21 protein-coding genes are annotated in these 21,161 nt (G+C 64.0%); 8 read left to right on the top strand and 13 right to left on the bottom strand.

The window, feature by feature from the left end; all coding sequences use genetic code 11:
- Positions 1–33: 33 nt before the first annotated feature.
- A complete protein-coding gene (locus P0D96_RS12840; protein WP_132383550.1) occupies positions 34–357 on the top strand; it encodes an HNH endonuclease in 324 nt (107 codons plus the stop codon).
- Positions 358–458: 101 nt separating this feature from the next.
- Here the strand turns inward: P0D96_RS12840 and P0D96_RS12835 are convergent, their stop codons facing one another.
- Positions 459–734 (bottom strand): hypothetical protein, encoded by a 276-nt coding sequence (locus P0D96_RS12835; RefSeq protein ID WP_408313684.1) that lies wholly within the window; start codon positions 732–734, stop codon positions 459–461.
- 218 nt (positions 735–952) lie between these two features.
- Between P0D96_RS12835 and P0D96_RS12830 the strand changes: the two genes are divergently transcribed.
- Complete coding sequence (locus tag P0D96_RS12830) at positions 953–1,156, top strand: cold-shock protein (protein ID WP_007178724.1); 204 nt, start codon at positions 953–955, stop codon at positions 1,154–1,156.
- Between the two features lie 112 nt (positions 1,157–1,268).
- Here the strand turns inward: P0D96_RS12830 and P0D96_RS12825 are convergent, their stop codons facing one another.
- Positions 1,269–2,891, bottom strand: coding sequence for a methyl-accepting chemotaxis protein (locus P0D96_RS12825; protein ID WP_132383546.1), 1,623 nt, complete (start codon positions 2,889–2,891; stop codon positions 1,269–1,271).
- A gap of 269 nt (positions 2,892–3,160) precedes the next feature.
- Between P0D96_RS12825 and P0D96_RS12820 the strand changes: the two genes are divergently transcribed.
- The 3 genes from P0D96_RS12820 to P0D96_RS12810 all read left to right on the top strand — a co-directional run bounded on the left by P0D96_RS12820 (position 3,161) and on the right by P0D96_RS12810 (position 5,427).
- A complete protein-coding gene (locus P0D96_RS12820) occupies positions 3,161–3,595 on the top strand; it encodes a PaaI family thioesterase (RefSeq protein ID WP_012428699.1) in 435 nt (144 codons plus the stop codon).
- A 121-nt stretch (positions 3,596–3,716) separates the two neighbouring features.
- Complete coding sequence (locus P0D96_RS12815; RefSeq protein WP_106281679.1) at positions 3,717–4,019, top strand: ArsR/SmtB family transcription factor; 303 nt, start codon at positions 3,717–3,719, stop codon at positions 4,017–4,019.
- 55 nt (positions 4,020–4,074) lie between these two features.
- Positions 4,075–5,427: a pyridoxal phosphate-dependent decarboxylase family protein gene (locus tag P0D96_RS12810; RefSeq protein WP_408313682.1), complete on the top strand. Its 1,353-nt coding sequence runs from the start codon at positions 4,075–4,077 to the stop codon at positions 5,425–5,427.
- 164 nt (positions 5,428–5,591) lie between these two features.
- Here P0D96_RS12810 and P0D96_RS12805 read toward each other — a convergent pair whose 3' ends face one another.
- The 9 genes from P0D96_RS12805 to P0D96_RS12765 form a co-directional block, all read right to left on the bottom strand.
- Complete coding sequence (locus P0D96_RS12805; protein ID WP_132383540.1) at positions 5,592–6,440, bottom strand: ureidoglycolate lyase; 849 nt, start codon at positions 6,438–6,440, stop codon at positions 5,592–5,594.
- A 66-nt stretch (positions 6,441–6,506) separates the two neighbouring features.
- Positions 6,507–7,250, bottom strand: a complete 744-nt coding sequence (locus tag P0D96_RS12800) for an SDR family oxidoreductase (protein ID WP_132383538.1) — start codon at positions 7,248–7,250, stop codon at positions 6,507–6,509.
- A gap of 58 nt (positions 7,251–7,308) precedes the next feature.
- Positions 7,309–8,139, bottom strand: a complete 831-nt coding sequence (locus P0D96_RS12795) for an amidohydrolase family protein (protein ID WP_408313680.1) — start codon at positions 8,137–8,139, stop codon at positions 7,309–7,311.
- A 7-nt stretch (positions 8,140–8,146) separates the two neighbouring features.
- Positions 8,147–9,187 (bottom strand): aldo/keto reductase, encoded by a 1,041-nt coding sequence (locus P0D96_RS12790; RefSeq protein ID WP_408284885.1) that lies wholly within the window; start codon positions 9,185–9,187, stop codon positions 8,147–8,149.
- A 184-nt stretch (positions 9,188–9,371) separates the two neighbouring features.
- Positions 9,372–10,691 (bottom strand): UxaA family hydrolase, encoded by a 1,320-nt coding sequence (locus P0D96_RS12785; RefSeq protein ID WP_132383532.1) that lies wholly within the window; start codon positions 10,689–10,691, stop codon positions 9,372–9,374.
- Positions 10,692–10,733: 42 nt separating this feature from the next.
- The gene (locus P0D96_RS12780) at positions 10,734–11,060 is read right to left on the bottom strand and encodes a UxaA family hydrolase (RefSeq protein ID WP_408177654.1); all 327 of its coding nucleotides are present in this window, start codon (positions 11,058–11,060) and stop codon (positions 10,734–10,736) included.
- Positions 11,061–11,085: 25 nt separating this feature from the next.
- Positions 11,086–12,141, bottom strand: coding sequence for an ABC transporter permease (locus tag P0D96_RS12775; protein ID WP_408313678.1), 1,056 nt, complete (start codon positions 12,139–12,141; stop codon positions 11,086–11,088).
- Positions 12,131–13,651 (bottom strand): sugar ABC transporter ATP-binding protein, encoded by a 1,521-nt coding sequence (locus P0D96_RS12770; protein WP_408313676.1) that lies wholly within the window; start codon positions 13,649–13,651, stop codon positions 12,131–12,133. Before P0D96_RS12770 ends, P0D96_RS12775 begins: the two co-directional genes overlap by 11 nt.
- The gene (locus P0D96_RS12765; RefSeq protein ID WP_132383524.1) at positions 13,648–14,697 is read right to left on the bottom strand and encodes a sugar ABC transporter substrate-binding protein; all 1,050 of its coding nucleotides are present in this window, start codon (positions 14,695–14,697) and stop codon (positions 13,648–13,650) included. The genes P0D96_RS12770 and P0D96_RS12765 overlap by 4 nt, the downstream gene beginning before the upstream one ends.
- A 320-nt stretch (positions 14,698–15,017) precedes the next feature.
- Between P0D96_RS12765 and P0D96_RS12760 the strand changes: the two genes are divergently transcribed.
- Both P0D96_RS12760 and P0D96_RS12755 read left to right on the top strand, forming a co-directional pair.
- Entirely contained in the window at positions 15,018–15,806 is a 789-nt protein-coding gene (locus tag P0D96_RS12760) for an IclR family transcriptional regulator (protein WP_132383522.1), read from the top strand.
- Between the two features lie 131 nt (positions 15,807–15,937).
- Positions 15,938–16,483, top strand: coding sequence for a hypothetical protein (locus tag P0D96_RS12755; protein ID WP_132383520.1), 546 nt, complete (start codon positions 15,938–15,940; stop codon positions 16,481–16,483).
- Between the two features lie 231 nt (positions 16,484–16,714).
- Here the strand turns inward: P0D96_RS12755 and P0D96_RS12750 are convergent, their stop codons facing one another.
- Both P0D96_RS12750 and P0D96_RS12745 read right to left on the bottom strand, forming a co-directional pair.
- Positions 16,715–16,963, bottom strand: a complete 249-nt coding sequence (locus tag P0D96_RS12750; protein WP_408284873.1) for a hypothetical protein — start codon at positions 16,961–16,963, stop codon at positions 16,715–16,717.
- A gap of 286 nt (positions 16,964–17,249) precedes the next feature.
- Positions 17,250–19,907 (bottom strand): GNAT family N-acetyltransferase, encoded by a 2,658-nt coding sequence (locus P0D96_RS12745; RefSeq protein WP_408313674.1) that lies wholly within the window; start codon positions 19,905–19,907, stop codon positions 17,250–17,252.
- A gap of 369 nt (positions 19,908–20,276) precedes the next feature.
- On the opposite strand from P0D96_RS12745, the gene P0D96_RS12740 reads away from it, so the two are divergent.
- Positions 20,277–21,146 (top strand): LysR family transcriptional regulator, encoded by an 870-nt coding sequence (locus P0D96_RS12740; RefSeq protein ID WP_408284867.1) that lies wholly within the window; start codon positions 20,277–20,279, stop codon positions 21,144–21,146.
- Positions 21,147–21,161: the final 15 nt, after the last annotated feature.

Below are 21,161 nucleotides of genomic sequence, written 5' to 3'. Positions count from 1 at the left end.
GCGAACGCCTCAACTTCGCTAGCCATCCTGGCCATGGCCAAGAAACTCGCCGAACCTTGGTATCGACCGCCGCCGGCTGACGAAGTCTGTCCACTCTGCGGCCGACCGATCCCGGCGAGCCAACGCGACTTGCATCATTGGGTGCCGAAAACGAAAGGCGGCAAGGAAGTCGCCGCGTTGCACCGCATTTGCCACCGCCAGCTCCACGCGCTGTTCTCGGAAACCGAACTGGCGCAGCGCTATTCAACGGTCGAGGCGCTGCTCAACGACGAGGCGGTACGCACCTTCGTTCGCTGGATCCGCACCAAGCCGAATGATTTTTACGAGCGCACGCGCCGCAGCGGGCGCAAAGGCTAAGGCCGAAAAACGGCCAGGCGCCCGATCGATCGCAAAGCCGGCTGAACGCCGGCCGCGATCTCACGACGGGGCGCGGAAACACAAACCGACCGCCCGGTCGATCAATACTCTTCGCGCTGCCAGGGGCTCCAGCCGCTGTCGGCAGATTTAAAACGCATATAAGTTGCGCTGTTGCCGGTGGGGGTGTCCGATGTGTCGCCGTGCGGCTTCTGATCGGTTGTGTGAAGGGCGAAAGCCTGGCGGTCCTCGGTATCGACGGTGATACGGCCGACCGGGTCCGGGGCGCCTCCTTGAGGTGATTTAGACTCCAATATCGCCAGATAGGGGGTCAAACGACTCCAGAACGAGGTAAGTTCTTCTTGCAAATAATGTGTCAATGTTTTTCCTGGAAGAGTAATACAAGCAGTTTACCCTACCCGCGGGAACAGCCTTCCAATTGCTTTCCAGGCCTCAAAAAGGTCGAAGCCGGGGAATACCCGAATACTGGTTGATTGGCGTCCGTCATAAAGACGTGATACAACTCCTACTTCGCGCTCGATCTCGTGTTGAGAAATAGCGGTCGCGAATGCAACACACAACATTTACTGGATTAAAAATGGCAACAGGTACTGTGAAGTGGTTTAACGATGCAAAGGGCTTTGGCTTCATCACGCCGGACGACGGCGGCGAAGACCTGTTCGCGCACTTTTCGGAAGTTCAAGGCAGCGGCTTCAAGTCCCTGCAGGAAAACCAGAAGGTGACGTTTGAAGTTAAGCAAGGCCCGAAGGGCAAGCAAGCTGCGAACATCCAGCCGGCCTAAGTACCGTCAGGTACGTTGAGGCACCCTTAGGCGCTTGCGTCTAATGCAAAATGGCCCGCTTCGGCGGGCCATTTTCTTTGTCTGACGTTTTCTTTTTGAGCGCTTGCGCGGTTTAAATTGCGCGCATCCCGGACAACGAAAAATCGGCCGATGGCCCGCGTGCGTCGTCGAATTGTTGCGTGCGCAACACAGATTCAGAAATTTCGAACACGGACACGGCCTGCTTCAATTGCTGCGTCTGCTGATGCAGCGAAGCCGCCGCAGCAGCAGCTTCTTCGACGAGCGCCGCGTTCTGCTGCGTCATCTCATCCATCTGCACCACCGCCTGATTGACCTGCTCGATGCCCGTGCTCTGCTCGAGCGACGACGCGCTGATCTCCGCCATCATCTGTGTGACGCGCGAGATCGAGGCGGACACGTTGCTCATCGCCTCGCCCGCATGCTCGACCAGCGTCGAACCACCCTGAATCTCGGCGACCGATTCGCTGATCAGCGTTTTGATTTCCTTCGCCGATTGCGCGCTGCGCTGCGCGAGGCCGCGCACCTCGCCCGCCACCACGGCGAAGCCGCGCCCCTGCTCGCCCGCGCGCGCCGCTTCCACAGCCGCGTTCAGCGCAAGGATGTTGGTCTGGAACGCAATGCCGTCGATCACCGAAATGATCTCGGCAATCTTGTCCGAGCTCTGCGCAATGCCGCGCATCTTGTCGACCACTTCGTTGACCACTTCGCTGCCGCGCGAGGTCGCTTCTAGCGCGGTCTCGGCGAGCGCGTTGGCCTCACGGGCGTGCTCGGCGTTCTGACGGACGGTAGCCGTCAGCTCCTCCATGCTCGACGCGGTTTCTTCGAGCGACGCCGCCTGGTTTTCCGTGCGCGCCGACAGATCGGCGTTGCCGGTCGCAATTTCGTCGGCGCCCAAGTGGATCGAATCGGCGGATTCGCGCACGGTCTGGACGGTGCGCGCCACGCTCGCCTGCATTTTCGCGAGACCCGAGAACAGGCGGCCGATTTCATTGGTGCCGCGCCCGGCGATCGGCTGATCGAGGCGGCCTTGCGCGATACGGTCGAAGTGACGGCCCGCTTCTTCCAGCGGGGCCACCACGCCACGGCGCAGCGCCGCGTACACGGCGAACGTGCCGGCCACCAGCACCAGCAGGATCACGATGCTGACGGCGCGGAAAGTCGCCATACGCGTATCGATCGAATCGAGCGATGCGCGGCTCGCGGCGTTGCCGAATTGCACGAAGTTATGCGACTCGCCGAGGTAGGCGTCCTGGAACGACTGCGTCGGCTGATCGAGGAAAGCCTGGATGTTGTTCGAATCGAGAAACTGCACCAGTTCCGCGAGCGCGTCGTGCAGCTTCTTGTAGCGCTCGGCGAGCGCGGCGGCGCGGGCGCCGTTTTCGTCGCCGGTCTTCGGCGCGCTCATGAACGCCGCGAACGACTGGTCGGCCGCCGTCAACTGTTCGCGGGCGTGCTGCACGATATCGGTCGGCTCGGAGCCGCCGCGCACCATGCGCGTCCCGGCGCGCGAGAGGTTGATGCGCGCGTCCATCAAATGCTGGGTCGTTTCGTTGACCGCGTCCACCTGCTTCAAGGCGATGTTCGACAGATCGCCCACGTCGTCATGAGTACGCGTGAGCGACCAGAACCCCAAACCCACCGTGACAAGCTGGAAAACGCAGAACGCGGCCAGAACACACAACAGGCCGGATGCGACCTTGATCTTGCTGAACATCGTGAATACCTGAAGACAAAGAATGACGGGAGCTACGTCAGGGTTAACGGCATAAGCGCGCCGTGCTTGAGCCCAATTCCATCAAAGATCGTCTTACGCCCCCTTTTCATCGGCCAACTTCACTATTGCAATCAATTCGCGCAACAATGCACGGCGCAAATTACCGATTCACCTTGACGCGGTGCGTGCGCGCTTCCTAGAGTGGGTAGGGACTGCACGACGCAGGCCAGTGCAGATTGCCACCGCGGGCGACGCCCGAAGGAATCACAATGACCGACCTCCTCGACCGGGCGCGCGGCGCACTGCATGCCCAGCCGTTCAGCATGCTGTTGGGCGCAGAGTTGATGCAGACAAGCACCAGCGAACTCACGCTGAGTCTGCCGATCCGCGACGAACTGCGGCAGCAGCACGGCTTCGTGCATGGCGGCGTCATCAGCTATCTCGCCGACAACGCGCTGACCTTCGCGGGCGCGCTTCTGCTCGGGCCGAAGGTCGTGACCGGGGAATACAAGATCAACTACCTGCGGCCGGCCATCAACGGCACGCTGATCGCGCGCGCGAAGGTCGTCTACGCGGGCCAGCATCAGGCGACCTGCCAATGCAACGTGTATGTGATGGAAGGCAACCGCGAAAAGCTGATTGCCGTCGCACAAGGCACGGTCAACCGGATCAGCGAGAACGGCGAGCACGAACACGCGGGCTGACGCGGCTTCACCCGCGTGGCTGAAGCACATCGCGCCGTCATCACCGCGCTTGTTCACGTTTCGTCATTTAGCTAATATACGAAACGTTATCGATCTTTGACTCCGTTCGGCGCGCCGCCTCATGACAGACGAACTCACCCGCATCAACGCGCTCGCCAACGCCAGCCGGCTCGCCGTCATGCGCTGGCTGAAAGAGCCGACGCGGCATTTCCCGTATCAGGACCATGCGGATATCGAAACAGTCGGCGTGTGCTGCACGTTCATCACCGACAAGCTCGGCATAGCGCCCGCCACCACCACGCGTCACATGCGCATCCTCGCCGATGCGGGACTCGTGCGCGCGCAGCGGATCGGCAAATTCACGTACTACAAGCGCATCGACGCCGAGTTGCAGAAGCTCGGCCGCGACCTCGCCAATCTTTAGGCGCGTGGTTTTCAAGGGACCGCGCCAACAGTTTTTCGATCATCAAGGGAGCCACATGGACGAACTCGCAATTCTCGCGGACGCCGACCGGCGCGCGCACGCTTACCTTGCCGGCATCGGCAAGCGCCGGGTGTTTCCGGATGCGGCCGCGCTCGCGCAACTCGCCGCCTTCGACGAAGCCTTCCCGCAACACGGCCACGCGCCCGCCGACGTGCTGCGCCTGCTCGACGAAAGCGGAACGCCCGGCACGGTAGCGTCGAACGATCCGCGCTATTACGGCTTTGTGATCGGCGCGGTGTTGCCGGCGGCCGCGGCGGCCGAGCGTCTGATGGGCGCGTGGGACCAGTGCGCGTCGACCTTCGACAACTCGCCGGTCGCGGCCACGCTGGAGAAAATCGCGGCGCGCTGGGTGCTCGACGCGCTCGATTTGCCGCGCGAAGCGGCGATCGGCTTCGGCACCAGCGCGACGGCGTGTACGCTCGTTTGCATCGCGGCGGCGCGACGCGCGCTGCTCGCGCGCAAGGGTTGGGATTTCGACAACGACGGTTTGGACGGCGCGCCGCCGGTGCGCGTCGTGATCTCCGAGATGGCCCACATCACGGTGAAGAAGGCGTTGCGCGTGCTCGGCTTCGGCATGAAGCGCGTGATCAGCGCGCCCGTGGATGAGCAAGGCCGCATCGACCCCGCACAGTTGCCGCCGCTCGACGACATGACGATCTTCTGCGTACAAGCCGGCGAAGTGAATACCGGCGAATTCGATCCGTTCGCGGATCTGATTCCCCGCGCCAAGGCGGCCGGCGCATGGGTTCATGTGGATGGGGCGTTCGGTCTGTGGGCGCGGGCGTCGTCGAAACGGGCGCTGACCGATGGCATCGACGGCGCCGATAGTTGGACCACCGACGGCCACAAGTGGCTCAACACGCCCTACGACGGCGCCATGGCGATCTGCCGCGACGCGCAGGCGCTTTCATCGGCGATGAACAGCGACGCGGTCTATCTGACAGGCGCGCATGACGCGCAGAAGAACGTGAATCTCGAGTTCTCGCGCCGCGCGCGCGGCATTCCGATCTGGGCGGCGCTGCGTTCGCTCGGGCGCAGCGGCGTGCAGGAGATGGTCGACCGGCATTGCGCGCAGGCTGCGCGAATCGCTGAAGGTCTGCGCGCCGCCGGGTTCGAGGTGCTGAATCGCGTCGTGTTGAACCAGGTGCTGGTGCGCGCGAAGACCGACGCGCAGACGGTGGCGATTCGCGAAGCGGCGCAGGCGTCGGGCGAAACGTGGTTCGGCCAGACTGTCTGGCAAGGCCGGCCGGCGTTTCGCATCAGCGTGTCGTCGTGGCGCACCGAGGACACGCACGTCGATCAGTTGGTGGCGCTGCTCGCGCGATTGCTTGCGGAACAACGCGCCTGAGCGGCGCCGCCGAAGACACGCAAGTTGATCGTTTAGCGGCGCCGCTCACGCGACTGCTCATGGAACGGCGCAACTGAGCGGTAACGACGCCAACTAAAAAGGCGGTTCCTGCTTGTCGATGCAGAAACCGCCTTTCTTCATGCAGTCAAGCTTGCGAGCGCGAATTACTCCGCCGCGTACGTCTTCTGCGTTTGCTCGCCCAGACCTTCGATACCCAGACGTATCGTCTGGCCCGGCTTCAGGAACACCGGATTCGGCTTCACGCCCATGCCGACGCCCGGCGGCGTGCCGGTCGAAATCACGTCGCCCGGTTGTAGGCTCATGCACTGCGACACGTACGAGACCAGTTTCGCGACGCCGAACACCATCGTCTTCGTGCTGCCGTTCTGATAGCGGTGGCCGTCCACTTCGAGCCACAGGCTCAGGTTCTGCGGATCCGCGACTTCGTCGCGCGTGACCATCCACGGGCCGATCGGGCCGAACGTGTCGAAGCCCTTGCCCTTGTCCCAGGTGCCGCCGCGTTCGATCTGCCATTCGCGTTCCGACACGTCGTTGATCACGCAATATCCGGCGACGTAATCGAGTGCGTTGGCTTCGTCGATATATTTCGCCGGCTTGCCGATCACCACGCCGAGTTCGACTTCCCAATCGGTTTTCTTCGAGCCGCGCGGAATCTCGACGTCGTCGTTCGGGCCGCTGATCGCGCTCGTCCACTTGTTGAAGATGACCGGCTCGGAGGGCACCGGCAGATTCGATTCGGCCGCGTGATCCGCGTAATTCAAGCCGATGCAGATGAACTTGCCGATCTTGCCGACGCACGGACCCATGCGCGGATTGCCTTCGACCAGCGGCAGCGAGGCCGGATCGAGCGCGCGCAGTTTGGCGAGACCTTCGTCGGTCAGCGCGGCGCCGTCGATATCGGCGACCACTTTCGACAGATCACGAAGCTTGCCTTGCGCGTCGAGCAGGCCCGGCTTTTCCTGGCCTTTCGGCCCATAACGAAGCAGTTTCATCCTTGCACTTCCTTTCAGTGGTGTTCGGTTCGTGGTTCAGCTTGAGTCGGCGTGGGTCGGCGTGCGTCAGTTCGACCAGCCGCCGTCGATCACATGCGCATGGCCCGTGGTAAACGACGATTCGTCGGACCCGAGATACAGCGCCAACGCGGCGATCTCTTCCGGCTTGCCGATGCGGCCCATCGGCTGACGCGCCACAAAGGCGGCCTGCACGGCGTCCAGCGTCGCGCCTTGCGCCTGAGCCTGCGCGACGATCCGTTGTTCGAGCGACGGCGAAGCCACCGTGCCCGGGCAGATCGCGTTACAGCGTACACCACGCGTGATGAAGTCCGCAGCAACGGACTTGGTCAGCCCGATCACCGCGGCCTTCGAGGCGCTATACGCGAAGCGGTTCGGCACGCCCTTCACGCTCGATGCCGCCGACGACATATTGATGATCGAGCCGCCGCCGTGCTCCAGCATGGCGGGCAGGAACGCGCGGATCATGCGGTACATCGCCTTCGCGTTCAGGTCGAACGCAAAGTCCCAATCCTCTTCGCTGCATTCGAGAATATTGCCCGCGTGCACGAAGCCCGCGCAGTTGAATAGCACGTCGATCGCGCCGAGTTCGGCGGCCAGCGCCTTGATCGCCGCGTCGTCGCGCACGTCGAGCTTGCGCGCGTCGACCGGCTTGCCGGCGAGTCCGTCGATACGGATATCCGTGGCGATCACACGCGCGCCTTCGCGTGCGAAGAGTTCGGCGGTGGCGAGTCCGATGCCTTGTCCTGCCGCTGTGATCAGGGCCGTCTTGCCGGCCAGTCTTTGTGTCATCTACGACTCCAGTTGAATGGGCTTTGCATTTGCTTCTGCTTCAGGTCTCTGCCAGAAATCACAGTCGATAAAACGCGGCGGCATTGCCGCCGAAAACCGCTTCGCGCTCGCCCTCGCTCAACGACGTGAGCAAGGTGTTCGCCACCGAATGCCAAAGCAGATAGTCGCCGTTCAGATCGAGCACCGGCCAGTCGCTGCCCCACATCAAGCGCGCCGGACCGAATGACTTCAGCAGATGATCGACGTACGGGTGCAGCGTTTCCTCGCTCCAGCCGGGGGATGCCTCGGTGACGAGGCCCGACAGCTTGCAATGCACGTACGGCAGTTGCGCGAGCCGCGTGATCGCATCGGCCCAGCTTGGATAGCCCGCGCGTCCATAGCGGATGGGCGGCTTCGCCCCATGATCGACGACGATGCGCAGCGCCGGAAAGCGCGTCGCGAAGGTCTCGAAAGGCTCGACATGGCGCGCGTAAATCAGCGCGTCGAACGCGAGGTCGTGCGCGATCAGCGCTTCGATCGCCGGCGCGAGATCGGGGTTCGCGATCCATGTGTCGTCCGGCAAATCCTGCAGCATCGGCCGCACGCCCTTGAACTTCGGCTCATGCGCCAACGCTTCGATCACCTCCGGCGCCGTGGGCAGCAACAGCGGCACCCAGCCGACCACGCCCGCAATCGACGGCTCATGGCGCGCTATGTCCAGCAAATAACGCGTTTCGTCGATGGTCGGTGCCGCCTGCACCACCACCGTCCGTTCGATGCCCGCGCGTTCGCGCAACGGCTTGAGATCCTCCGGGCCGAACGTCCGGTACAGGATTTTCAGTTCCGGCGTGAGCCACTCGTAATCGCCACGAGCGGGATCCCAGTAGTGCTGGTGGGCATCGATATGCATCGTCAACTCAATCCTCTGGCGCGGGGGCGCGGCTGTCGAGCAAGCCTTCGTCGCGCAACGCGGACCACAAGGCCGCGGGGATCGGCTTCTCGAACGACGCGGCGTTCTCGCGTAATTCGTCGGCACTGCGCGCGCCGGTCAACACGGTGGCGACCGCCGGATGCGCATACGGAAACTGCAAGGCGGCGGCCGCGAGCGGCACGCCGTGCGTACGGCAGACCGCTTCCAGCCGCGCGACGCGCTCGATCACTTCGGGCGGCGCTTTGCCGTAATTGAATTTCAGATCGCCTTCAACGCCGCGCGCCAGAATGCCCGAGTTGAACGCGCCGCCTAACAGGATGCTGACGCCGCGTTTTTCACAGGCCGGCAACAGGTCGTCGAGCGTGGTCTGTTCGAGGAGCGTATAACGGCCCGCGAGCAACGCGCAATCGATATCGAACTCGGCCATCGCATCGAGTATGACCGCGCCTTCGTTGACACCGAGTCCGACTGCCTTGATCGCGCCAGACGAGCGCAATGTGTCCAGCGCGCGAAAACCGCCGCCTTCGGTTAGCTGCCGCCAGTGATGGGGATGGTTGTCGCCGTGCGTGACACGGCCAATATCGTGCACCAGCAGAATGTCGATTTCGACGATGCCCAGGCGCTGCTGGCTGTCCTCGAATGAACGCAGAATGCCGTCGTGCGTGTAGTCGTAAATCGCTTCGAAAGGAAGCGGGTTTTGCCAGCCTTCCTTGTCGTCGAAAGGCGTGGTGCGCGGCACGAAACGGCGCCCCACTTTGGTGGACAGAAGATAGTCGCCGCGCGGATAGCGCCGGAGCGCGTCGCCCAGACGATGCTCGGCCTTCGTATTGCCGTAATGCGGCGCGGTGTCGAAATAGCGCACGCCGGCGTCCCACGCGGCGGCAATGGTGGCGTGTGCTTCTTCATCAGTCAGATCGCGGTAGAGGCCGCCGAGCGGCGCCGTTCCGAGTCCCAATCCGGTCACCTGCAAAGGCCCGCGGCCGATGCGGCGCCGTTGCCCGATCTTCGATCCGATCGTTGCGGTCATTGAGCGCATCTCCAGTGTCGATCGGAGTTGGCGCTTTCGCTGTCGACCAGAGTCGGCGGTTCAACGCCTACTCTGGTCCCATGCAAAGCACTTAGTCCGATCCCATTCGTGTTTTACCATGCATGGGCGAGGTTTGCCCACGGTGTATACAGACGGCTTGCTGCCAGGCCCGCGGACCTGCCGCTCAGTGCGGCTCGATCGCAACGACCCGATGCTGCGCTGCGGCGCTCGACGGCAAGCAAGCCGGGCCAACCGGTTCGAAGGTCTTGTACGTCAGGATGAACTCCTGATGACCGAGCGTCTCCGACTTCGAAGCCGCGCCGCGCGACACTGCCACCGTTTGCTCGAACACTTCGCGGCCCACCTCGTCGAGCGTGCCGCGGCCTTCGAGAATGCGGCCTGCATCGACATCCATGTCGCCGGAAAGGTTGCGGTACGTCGCGGGATTCGCGCACACCTTGATCACCGGGGAGATCGCCGAGCCGACCACCGAGCCGCGTCCGGTCGTGAACAGAATCACATGCGCGCCGCAGGCGATCAGTTCGCCGATCTCCGCGTTGTCGCTAATGTTGGGAAAGCCGAAGCGCGGCTCGCCGTCCGGCACCACGTCGAGCAAATACAGGCCGCCGGTCGGCGGAATGTCGCCGGGCTTGATGATGCCGATAATCGGCGACGCCCCGCTCTTCGCATACGCGCCCAGCGATTTTTCTTCCTGCGTGGTGAGTCCGCCATCCGCGTTGCCGACCGCAAAACTGCCGTGGCCGAGAATCGAGTAATAACGCGCCGCCTTCGCGACGCAGGCCACGATCTCATCGCCGAGCGCCGGGCGCGCCGCGCGCGTCTTCATATGGAATTCGCAGCCGACCAGCTCGCCGGTTTCTTCGAAGATGCACGTCGCGCCCGCGTCGATCAGATGATCGAACGCGCGGCCCACCGCCGGGTTCGCGGTGATGCCGCTGGTGCCGTCCGAGCCGCCGCAGATCGTGCCGATCACCAATTCGCTCAGCGCCATGGGCACTTTCTGTTGGGCAGCGAGTTGCTCGCGCGCACCGCGAATCCAGTCGACGCCGTATTGAATCGTGCTGCGCGTGCCGCCCTTTTCCTGAATCGTCAGCACTTCGACGGGACGGCCGCTCGCGCGCACCACGTCCACCAGATAGTGCTTGTTCATGCTCTCGCAACCGAGCGACACGAACAGCACCGCGCCCACGTTGGGATGCGTGGTGAGCCGCTCGAGCATTTTTTCGGCGTAGCCGTTCGGATAGCAGCCGGGAAAGCCGATCAGATGCACGGGCGGTTCGCGTTCGGCGGAAGGATCGTCGAACGCGTCGAGCGGTTCGCGAAACTGCGTGACGATCTCGCGCGCGACGTGATGCGCGCACTCGACCAGATACGCCACCGCAACCACATTGCGGATGCCCTTGCGGCCGTCGCGGCGCAGATAGCCTTGCAACGCGGGCTGCTGCGATTCGGCAGATGGAGATGCTACGGAAATGTCAGTCATGATCGTTCCAGCGCGGCGCGAGGCCACGTCATTGTGCCCACATCAGTGATGGACGAATTCGTGGCCCGCGTCGTGTGTGTACGTCGGCAGGTAATCGCTTTCGAGATTGTGCGTATGCAGATGCGCACCGCGCGCCACGGCTTCTGTCACGTGACCGATCACTGCGCCGTAGCGCAGCACCTTGTCGTCTTTCGCAAGTTCATGGCGCGCCACCTTGTGGCCGAGTTCGATGGTCTTGGTGAGCGTCACGCGCTCGCCTTCGATCTCGACTTGCGTGCCGCAGTCCAGACGCGCCGCCGCGATCAGGCAGTTGTCGGCGGGGCTGAGCAGGATCAGGCGTGGGTCCGTTTGCAATGGGCGGCTGGTCAAATGAGTTCTCCGAGGTGCGTGCGCATTAGTTTTGACCTTCGCCGCTGGCGAGGCGCGCCACCATCAGCGAGCCCAGGATGATCGCGCCGTAAATCGCCTGAATCCAGAAAGACGGCACCTGGGCAAGCGTCAGCAGGTTCTGCACGACGCCGAGCAGCAGCACGCCGGTGAGCGCGCCGAACATGGTGCCCTTGCCGCCGTCGAGTGAAATGCCGCCGATCACCGCGGCCGCGAACACCGTGAAGATCATGCCGTTGCCCTGGTTTGCGTTGATCGCGCCGACATAGCCGGTCACGATCAGACCGCCCACCGAGGCAAGTATGCTCCCGAGCACGAATACGCCCCACGTGATGCGTTCCACGCGAATCCCCGCCGCGCGCGCCGCTTCCGGATTGCCGCCGATGGCGTACAACGCGCGCCCCAGCCGGTGATAGCGCAGCATGAAGGCCGCAATCGCGAACGCCACCGCCGCGAGCCACACGGACAAGGGCAAGCCGAGCACGATGGTGGTGGCGAGCGCGAAGAACGACGGCGGCATATCGAACAATGTGCCGCCCTTGGTCGCGCCGACCAGCATGCCGCGCAACACGATCAGCATGGCCAGCGTGACGATGAACGCATTGAGCCGCAAGCGCACCACGAGAAAGCCGTTGATCAAACCGATCACCGCGCCCACCACCATAATGGCGAGCAAGCCGGCCGCCGCCGGCCATTGCATGCCGAAGCCCGCCGACGCCGCCGGCATCACCAGCATCGCGCCCACGGCGGGTGCGATGCCGACCGTCGATTCGAGCGACAAGTCGAACTTGCCGGTCAGCACGATCAGCGATTCGGCAAGCACGACGAGCGCCAACGCCGCCGACGCGCCCAGCACGCTGATCAGATTGGCTTTGGTCAGAAAGCTCGGGCTGACAAACGCGCCGATCACGATCAGCAAAGCTAGCGCGGGCAGCAGGGCCAACTCGCGCAGACGCGCGAGTTCAGAGCGCGCGCGTTTGCCGCGTGACGCCTGCGCGGCCAACGGCGGCTGAGCCGCAGCTTGCGCGGTGCCGAATGCAGGACTAGGCACACTATTCTTCATGGAGACTGACTCCTTCAACGGATGCGATCAGGTCGTGGTCCTGCCAACCCGCGGGAAATTCGGCCGCGACACGGCCACGGAACATGACCAGCACTCGGTCACAGGTGCGCAGATCGTCGAGTTCGCCGGACACGACCAGCACGGCCTTGCCCTCTTCGCGCACGCGATCCACGACGGAGAGCAACGCTTCTTTCGATTTCACGTCGACGCCCGCGGTGGGATCGATCAGCACGAGCACATTGGGATTGGTGGCCAGCGCGCGCGCCATCACCACTTTCTGCTGATTGCCGCCGGACAGACCCGACACGACATGCTCCGGACCTTGCGCGACGATGCCGAGCGCGTCGATCATCTTCTGACCGAAGGCGTTCTTCTTCGCGGGCGGCGCGATGCCGAACTTGCCGAGCACGCGCGCGATCGTCATCGATGCATTTTCCGCAACCGATTGCGTGAGCACCAAGCCTTCGTGATGCCGATCCTTCGGCACACAGCCGATGCCGTGCGCGAGCGCCGCGGGCACATCGCCAGGCGGCAAGGTTGCGCCGTCCACGCTGATCGTGCCGCGCTTGGCGGCACGCAGGCCCGCAATCGCTTCAGCTACGCTCGTGCGGCCGCTGCTCGTCGCGCCGGTCAAGCCGACGACTTCGCCGCGCTTGACGGTGAACGACACGCCTTCGTAATCGGCGCCGGCCAATTCTTTAATTTCCAGCGTGACCGCCGTGTCTGCGGGCAACGCGGCGCGCGCCGCCGCATCGGCGACGGCGAGACCGCCGCGTTCGCCGGTCATCGCTTCGATCAACTGCTCGCGCGGCAACGCGGAAACCGGCGCGCTGACGATATGCCGCGCGTCGCGCAGCACCGTCACCGCCTGGCAGATTTCATAGACTTCCTGAAGATGATGCGAGATGAAGAGGAATGTCACGCCCTCGCGCTGCAACTCGCTGATGCGCCGGAACAGACGCTTGATCTCGTCGCCGTCGAGCTGCGCGGTCGGTTCGTCGAGAATGATGAAGCGCGCGCCGTACGACAGCGCGCGCGCAATCTCCACCAGTTGCCGCGCTTCCACTGACAGATCGCCGGCGCGGGCATCTTCGCGCACGTCGATCTTCCAGTGATCGAGCAACGCGCGCGCGTCGCACCGCATGGCTTGCCAATCGATCACGCCACCGCGCAACGGCTGCCGGTTGATGAACAGATTCTCCGCGACGCTCAGATCGCGGATGATGGTCGAATGCTGATAGACGCACGCCACGCGCTCGCGCCACGCGTCGCGATTCGCGATCGACGGCGCGGCCGCGCCGCTGAAACGCACCTCGCCGGTGTCGGGCTTGCGCAGGCCGGTGAGGATCGACACCAGCGTCGATTTACCCGCGCCGTTGCGCCCGACGAGCGCATGCGACTCGCCGGGCATCACGCGGATGCTCACGTCGTTCAGCGCGGCCGTCGAGCCGAAGCGTTTGGTGACCTCAAGCGCTTCGACCACGGGCACGGAGGGCGTGAGCTCGCTCATTTGACCGTGTTACCCCACAAGGCTTTGTCGTCGACGTTCGATTTCGTCACGAGCGGTGCGGGCAATTGGTCTTCCAGAATGCCGGGCGCCAACTGGATGATGTTGCTGCCGTGATCGGTCGGGCCCGGCTTGAAGGTCTGACCTGCCAACGCCGCCTTGATATAGAACAGGCCGTATTTCGCGTACGAGTCGGCGGGCTGCGACACGGTCGCGTCGATATCGCCGCGGCGGATCGCCTCGAATTCCTGAGGAATGCCGTCGTTGCTGACGATCACGACGTGTTTCGCATCGCCGGCGGGAAACAGCATCTGCTTGCGCCGCAAGGTTTGCAGCGTCGGCGACAGATAGACGCCGCCTGCCTGCATGTAAATGCCCTTCACGTCGGGATTGGCGGTCAGCAGGCTGTCGAGCGCGGTGGCCGCGACGTCGCCTTTCCAGGCTGCGGGAATTTCCAGCACCGACACGCCAGGATAGCCCTTCATGCAAGAGCGGAATGCTTCAGACCGGTCGCGCCCGTTGACCGATGCCAGGTCGCCCATGATCTGCACGACCTTGCCGGACTTCACGTGCTCGCCGATGTACTTGCACGCCTTCTCGCCGTACGCGTGATTGTCGGCGCGCACCACCATCGCGACCTTGCCTTGCGTGGGCGCGACGTCCACGGCGACGACCGGCACATTCCGCGCCGCGGCGGCGTCGAGCGCACGGCTGATCGCGGCCGAATCCAGCGGGCCGACCACGATGCCCTTCGCACCGAGGTTCAGCAGGTTGTTCATGTCCGTGATCTGCTGGACGGGATCGCCATTCGAATTGACCGGTGCGAGGATGTCGAGGCCGCTCTCCTTCGCATATTTGGGCAAATAGTTGTTGTACGACTGCCAGAACGGCGACGTCAGCAGCGGCAGACCGAGGCCGATCTTGCCGGTGTCGGCGGCTTGCGCGGCGCCCGTCACACCGAGTCCGGCGAGGCACGCAGCGGCTGCAACCGCGGACAACGAACTGCGGAACAAACGGCGGGCCGTGAGCGGCCCTTTCGTGAACGACATGGTTGTCTCCTGTGTCGATGGGGATCAGCGCTTTAGCACTGACTCCCATCCCATACACGATGGTTGTTGTGGGAACTGCGTGAACCCGGCTGCGGGGCCCGGCACTTCGTCCAGCGCTTTCTAATCGATTCGTGTGAGTATTGGCGTGCGCTCATTCACCAATGAACGTATTATTCATATACGGACTTTTTTAAGTCAAGGCATGTACACTGCATTAACCGTCCGTGTTTTCCCTGGACGAACGCCACCTCTACGAGATTCGTCACGCACTTACACTCACGCGCCACATAATGAGAACAGCCCAAGGAACCTCGCTCACGATGGACGCAGACGACAAAGACGACGCCGACCGCTACCGCGCCCCGGCGCTCGACAAAGGCCTCGACATCCTCGAACTGCTCGCCGAGCAGAAGGAAGGACTGACGCGCGCCGAAATCACCAAGCTGCTCGGACGCAATGCGAGCGAGATGTATCGCATGCTCGAACGGCTGGTCGCGCGTCAGTACGTGGTGCGCTCGGCGGCGGGCGACCGGTATTCGCTCAGCCTCAAGCTGTACGCGCTCGCCCACCGTCATCCGCCGATGAACCGTCTGATCTCCGAAGCGCTGCCGCTCATGCAGCGCTTTGCCGACGCTGCCGAACAGTCGTGTCACCTCGTGGTGTACGACCGCGGCAATCTGCTGGTGATCGCGCAGGTGGATGGTCCCGGTACGTGGGGCATCTCGGTGCGGCTCGGTTCGCGCGTCGGCCTGATCGATACGGGTTCGGGCCGCGTGATGCTGGCGTTTCAAAGCATCGAGCAGCGCGAACAGATGCTGGCCGAACACACCAAGGTGAAGGGCGAGGTCACCATCGATCGCGCCGCGCTCGAGCAGGCCTGCGAGCGGATTCGCACGGCGGGTTTTTCGCAGAAGGACAGCCAGCAGACGTTCGGCGTGACCGACGTCACGTTTCCGATCCAGGGTCCGTCCGGTCAGGCGATCGCGGTCCTCACGTGTCCGTATTTGCGGCGTATCGACGAATACGTCGCGCCGACGCTTGAAGCCGCCACCGCGCTCTTGCGCGAGACCGTCCAGGCGCTGTCGATGTTTCACGAGAACGCCGCCTAGCGCGTCATGCAGGCAAGCGAACCCGCGCGGCGGCTCGTCGAAATTCGATGGCTCGCGCACATGGTTTAGAATGGCGACCCTCTCAAAAATCACGCCGCATGGGTTCGCTCATGCGCGCTCATCGATAAGCAATGGCGAAACTTCTGACCGATTCCGAATTCCAGCGTTTTTCCGAGCTCCAGCAGAAGCAGTCGAGCTTCACGATCACGCCTGAAGAAGCCGACGAACTGCGCGACATCGTCGCTCATGCGCAAAAGCGCCGCGACGACCGCGCGGCGGCGATGCAAAGCATCGAGACGTTCATTCAGCAATTCGACATCAGCCCGGACGAGCTGTTTTCGCCGGAGCAGATCGGCGAAGCCGCGCGCACGTACGGCCTGATTCCGGCCGCGAAGAAAGAGCGGGTGCTGCCGCCGCAATTCACGTTCAACGGCAAGCCGTATCAGTGGACGACGCGCGCGCTGCCGGACGATATTCGCGTGCCGTTGTTCGATGCCTTCAAGGCGGGTGAATCGGTGAAGTCGTTTATTGCGACGCCGAAGGATGCGAGCCGTTGCGCGGCGACGATTGCGCGGTTGGAGCGTGAGACGGGGGCGGTTTATGGGGATGCGTGGTTGGAGGAGTTGGCGGTGACGCGTGATCAGGTCGACGCCGCTGCGGAGAAACTCGCGGCGTAAGTCTGAGAACCCTGTTATCGCGGGTGGCACTCCATACGCGTACGACAAGAAAGGCGGCTGCGTGCCGCCTTTTTCTTTTGAGCGCGGGTGTGGTGGGTGGGCGTTGTCGCCGCGATTCGATCCCGCTAGAAGATCGTTGATACGGTAACCCACGTCTGTTGGCGAGCCGTTTGCGCCAAGGGATGCCCCGCGCGCATCGCGTAACTCAATTGCGCGGCCACACGCTTGCCGCTATAGCTTGCGTCGATGCCATACCCTTGCAACCGCACGAAGGCGCCCGGTATCGGACTGCGAAATGGTCGTCTTGTTGCCCTGCGTTTTGATGGCGCCGGCGCCCGCCGCCACGACACCGCCGTCGACGGCCCAAGCGGTATTCGCGCAACCCAACGCCGCCATCAACATTGCCAGCATGAGCGCCAGCCGGTAGTCTAGTTTCCCCGTGCCCTGGTGAGTCTCGCGGGTACGTTTCTTGTGATTCATTTGTTGACCTGTTAAGAGAGCTAAATAAAATCCCACCCGAGCAACAATTCGCTGGATACACCTATGCGGATACTCGGAGCCAGAAAGTAACCCGGCCGTAAGAGTCTATGTAAGCTCCCGTTTACAAGGCTTGAGAAACGTCTGAAGGTTGGATAGTTTTGTCGTTTTGCGGAGTGCGTGTGGCACCCACTACGGCCGACTCAAAAGGCCGCCGCAACATCGACACGCGCTGACGCGATCTCCCGAAATTTCCTCCGCGACCGTTCTTATCGCCGCCGTCGCTCGGTCAGTTAGCCGCTGGCTCATCCAGCGCCATTCTGAAGCCGACCACACCCGGATCCTCCGTCCGCGTAATCGTGAAACCGCAGGCTTTGGCGAGTCCGATCATCGGGGTATTTTCACGCAGCGCCTCGCCGACCAGCCAGTGGATGCCGCGCACCCGCGCATATTTGATGATCCGGTCCATCAGCAATTGGCCGAGGCGCCGGCCTTTCTGATCCGAGCGCACCGCCACCGCGAACTCAGCGGTTTCGTTGTCGGGATCGGCGACCGCGCGCACCACGCCCAGCGTCCGGGTGAAGCCTTCTTCGCTTTGCACGGTGGCGATCAGCGCCATTTCGCGGTCGTAGTCGATCTGCGTCATGCGCGCGAGCTGCGAGTGGTCGAAGCTGCCCACCGCGCCGAAAAACCGCAGACGCAAATCTTCCGGGGTCATCGCTTCGACGAAGTCATGGTGCGCGGCCTCGTCTTCCGGACGGATCGGCCGCACCGTCACCCGCGCACCCTGCCAGTCCAGCGTCTCTTCGAAGCGGCGCGGGTACGGCACGATCGCAAGGCGGCTGCGCGTCGGCGCGACGGTTAGCGTGGGATCGACGACTATCACGTGATCGCGGTACATCCTAAGCGTCAGCGCAAGACCGACGAGTTCCTTGACGTCGCATACGGCTTGCGAGAGCGCCGTCAGTGCGGCCAGCGCCGGCTCCGGCGCAACCAACCGCGCGTACGGCGAACGCGTGACGATGTCGCGCGCGAGCATCGGATTGAGCGGCGGCAGGCCGTAGACTCGCAGCGGTTCGGACACACCGTCAGCCGATGGCGCCGTGAAGCTGAAGACAGGGCCGAAGTTGTCGTCATCGTGGAGTTCGACAGCGATATCGACGACGGGCCTGGTAGACGAGTCGGCGCTTCCTTCCGGGCAGTCCGGCGACTTCGGTGCAGCCGACGACGCTGCCGTTGTGGCTTTCACCGCGCGCTGCGCGCTCGCTTGCCGTTGACTTCGCCCTTGCGCCGAACCAGCGGTAGCGCTCGGCGCCTCCTCCTGGCCCTGCCCCTGTCCTTGCGCGAAACCAGCCGTAGCGCCCAACGCTGGTTCCTGCCGCTGTCCTTGCGCGGAATCTGTCGCGGCACCCTGCGCCGATCCCCGTGCGACGTCTTGCGCAGCGTCCCCCGCCCCGCCCTCGCTCGCACTTCCGCCTCCCGCTTCCACCCGCAACCCGAAACGCCCCAGAAACCGCGCCGCCGCCTCGCCGGTTAGTTGGTGCTCACCTGCGCCGAGCACCGCGCGCGCCTGAGCTTGCGCCGCGTCGATGCATTCGGGAATTTGCGCCGGCAAGCCCTCCGGCGTCTGCATCAGCAGTTCGCGCCCCATCCGGTAATCGACCAGCCGCGCGAAGGCGCGCGCGAGGCGCTGCGGCGTCGTATGAACCGGGATGCCCTGTGCGTGCAGCGCGTCGCGCGTGGCGGCATCCACGCCGCCGAAGAAGCACGCGAGCAAGCCGCGATAAGCGAAACGCTGATTCGCGATCAAGGCCTGCGCCACTTCGCCGACTGGCGCGCCATGCGTCGACGCGTGAACCACGAAGGCCGTGCCGGTGCTGCGATGATCCGCGAGCAGTTTGAGCGCCGCGCCGAAATGCTCTGGACGCGCATCGTCGCCAAGTTGCAGCGGATTGCCGCCGACCGCGTACGGCAAAGTCTGCTTCAAGGCATCCGATGCTTCATCGGGCCACGGCGCGAGCGTGTCGCCGGCCGCGGCAAAGGCGTCGCAGGCGAGCGTGGCCAAGCCGCTGTCGCTCGTAATCAGCGTGGCCGTCGCGCCCGCCGCCACGCGGCCCACGCCGAGCGTCTCGATCTCGTCGAGCAGATCGTCGAGCGCATCGACCCGCACCATGCCGGCGCGGCGGAACGCTGCGGTATAGAGGCCGTCCGCAGGATCGGCGCGGCCGGAGCGTAGCGCCAGCACCGGTTTGTTGCGCGCCGCCGCGCGGGCCGCCGACATGAACTTGCGCGCCGCTCGCACGGTATCCAGTTCGAGCAGGATGGCGCGCGTGCCGGGGTCGCTAGCCAGATAATCGAGCACGTCGCCCGCGTCCACGTCCGCTTCGCCGCCGAGCGCCACGGCGTGCGAGAAACCGAGGCCGCGCGCATGCGCCCAGCCGAGCACGGCATTGGTCAGCGCGTTCGACTGCGACACCCACGCGACGCCGCCCGCCTTCACCGTGCACGACGGCGCGCCCAGATGCGCGCGCAATGCCGGCGACACCACGCCGAGACTGCCAGGCCCGACGATCCGCAGCAGATTCGGGCGCGCGGCCGAGAGCGCGTGCCGCAGCGCGAGCCGGTCTTCATCGCAGCGCACCTCGCCGACGATAATCGCCGCGCGCGTGCCCAATCCGCCGAGCTTGTGGATGATCCCCGGCCACGTCGCCGGCGGCGTGCAGATCAGCGCGACCGTGGGCGCTTCCGGCAGGTCGCCGGGGTCGCCGATCACGGCATGGTCGCCGAGCGTTTCGTATTTCGGATTGACCGGCCACAGCGGGCCTTCGAAGCCCCCTTCCAGCACGCGCGCCCACACCATCGCGCCGGTGCTGCCGGGCCGCTCGGAAGCGCCGATCACGGCGACGGATTTGGGTCGAAACAAGGCGTCGAGATTGCGAACGGTCACGGGCGCTCCGAAGACGGGGGAAGGCGAGCCGGCTCGGCGGCCGGGCGCGCGTCTCGTCAGCATAGGCGAAGTTGAGCGCTCGCGCGGCGCTTCTCCTCGAACGCCGGGCAGGCATCCCGGTCGCGGTCGACGGCTCAGGGCCCGCCACGGATATTTCTTATCGAGATCAAGCAAAACGACGGGCGCCAATGCGACAATCTTCCGGCCGCCACGATGGCCGTTTCCGGTTGAAAAATCGCCGGCCGATGGCGGTTCGGATCGCGCGTGCAGGAGACAAACGCGCGGCTGGCGACGCACCACAACCAGAGTCCGCAGTCCGACCATCTTCCGGCCGAATCGCGCACGATTAAAAGTAACAGAAGGTGATTTATGCGGCGCTTGCCATCGCTGATCGCGTTGCGCTTCTTCGAAGAAACTGCTCGTCACATGAGCTTCAATCGCGCGGCCATTGCGCTGTGCGTGACCCAAGGCGCGGTGAGCCGGCAAATCAAGCTGCTCGAAGAATCGCTCGGCGCGAAACTGTTCGAGCGCGACCACAAAGGCATCCGTCTGACGCAGGCGGGCCTGCAATTGCTGCCATGCCTGTCCGAAGCCTTCGACACGATCGAGCGTGGCTATCGCCAAATCACGGCCGCCAAGGGGCGGCGGCGTCTCGTGCTCGCTCTGCCGCCCACTTTCGCCACGCAATGGTTTTCGCCGCGGCTGGGTTCGCTCGCGGTGGAATTGCCCGACGTCGAACTATCCGTTCGCACCGAGGCGCACGGCGACTTTCACTGCCAGATTCGCTTCGGCCGCCAGGCGCTGCCGGATGCGCACTCCGAATTGCTGATGATGGAGCGCCACGTACTCGTGGGCGCGCCCCGCCTGCTCGGTCAACCGCTCGACGCGCTACTCCAACGCATGCCGGCGCTGCACGTGCTGCACAACGACGCCCGGCTGGAATTGTGGCCTAACTGGCTGGCCAAGGCGGGCATGCCCGCGCGTTACGCGGACAACGGCATCGAGTTCTCGACGCTGGAGCAGGCGATTCGCGCGGCAAGTAAAGGCGCGGGGCTGGCGGTCGTCGACCGGAATATGATCGTCGAGGAACTGGCGGACGGCAGTCTCGCGCAGTTTTCCGATGTCGAAGTGAGCGGGCCGTTCGGGTACTGGCTCGATATTCCCCAGCGGCATGTGGGGCTCGAACATGTGCAGGCTCTGGCGGGGTGGATGCGGGAAGAAGTGTTGAAGCTGGGGTGAGCGTTGATGATTTTG

It is taken from the genome of Paraburkholderia sp. RL17-347-BIC-D, from assembly GCF_046027915.1.
In the GTDB taxonomy this organism is placed as follows: Bacteria; Pseudomonadota; Gammaproteobacteria; order Burkholderiales; family Burkholderiaceae; genus Paraburkholderia.
This window is presented reverse-complemented; position numbering and strand designations above follow the sequence as displayed.

Bases quoted from the DNA above. Each gene is read 5' to 3' on its own strand.
- P0D96_RS12790 (WP_408284885.1), bottom strand. From the start codon at position 9,187: ATGACCGCAACGATCGGATCGAAGATCGGGCAACGGCGCCGCATCGGC.
- P0D96_RS12805 (WP_132383540.1), bottom strand. From the start codon at position 6,440: ATGAAACTGCTTCGTTATGGGCCGAAAGGCCAGGAAAAGCCGGGCCTG.
- P0D96_RS12765 (WP_132383524.1), bottom strand. From the start codon at position 14,697: ATGTCGTTCACGAAAGGGCCGCTCACGGCCCGCCGTTTGTTCCGCAGT.
- P0D96_RS12785 (WP_132383532.1), bottom strand. From the start codon at position 10,691: ATGACTGACATTTCCGTAGCATCTCCATCTGCCGAATCGCAGCAGCCC.
- P0D96_RS12810 (WP_408313682.1), top strand. From the start codon at position 4,075: ATGGACGAACTCGCAATTCTCGCGGACGCCGACCGGCGCGCGCACGCT.
- P0D96_RS12770 (WP_408313676.1), bottom strand. From the start codon at position 13,651: ATGAGCGAGCTCACGCCCTCCGTGCCCGTGGTCGAAGCGCTTGAGGTC.
- P0D96_RS12795 (WP_408313680.1), bottom strand. From the start codon at position 8,139: ATGCATATCGATGCCCACCAGCACTACTGGGATCCCGCTCGTGGCGAT.
- P0D96_RS12760 (WP_132383522.1), top strand. From the start codon at position 15,018: ATGGACGCAGACGACAAAGACGACGCCGACCGCTACCGCGCCCCGGCG.
- P0D96_RS12825 (WP_132383546.1), bottom strand. From the start codon at position 2,891: ATGTTCAGCAAGATCAAGGTCGCATCCGGCCTGTTGTGTGTTCTGGCC.
- P0D96_RS12775 (WP_408313678.1), bottom strand. From the start codon at position 12,141: ATGAAGAATAGTGTGCCTAGTCCTGCATTCGGCACCGCGCAAGCTGCG.
- P0D96_RS12815 (WP_106281679.1), top strand. From the start codon at position 3,717: ATGACAGACGAACTCACCCGCATCAACGCGCTCGCCAACGCCAGCCGG.
- P0D96_RS12820 (WP_012428699.1), top strand. From the start codon at position 3,161: ATGACCGACCTCCTCGACCGGGCGCGCGGCGCACTGCATGCCCAGCCG.
- P0D96_RS12830 (WP_007178724.1), top strand. From the start codon at position 953: ATGGCAACAGGTACTGTGAAGTGGTTTAACGATGCAAAGGGCTTTGGC.
- P0D96_RS12800 (WP_132383538.1), bottom strand. From the start codon at position 7,250: ATGACACAAAGACTGGCCGGCAAGACGGCCCTGATCACAGCGGCAGGA.
- P0D96_RS12750 (WP_408284873.1), bottom strand. From the start codon at position 16,963: ATGAATCACAAGAAACGTACCCGCGAGACTCACCAGGGCACGGGGAAA.
- P0D96_RS12740 (WP_408284867.1), top strand. From the start codon at position 20,277: ATGCGGCGCTTGCCATCGCTGATCGCGTTGCGCTTCTTCGAAGAAACT.
- P0D96_RS12755 (WP_132383520.1), top strand. From the start codon at position 15,938: ATGGCGAAACTTCTGACCGATTCCGAATTCCAGCGTTTTTCCGAGCTC.
- P0D96_RS12840 (WP_132383550.1), top strand. From the start codon at position 34: ATGGCCAAGAAACTCGCCGAACCTTGGTATCGACCGCCGCCGGCTGAC.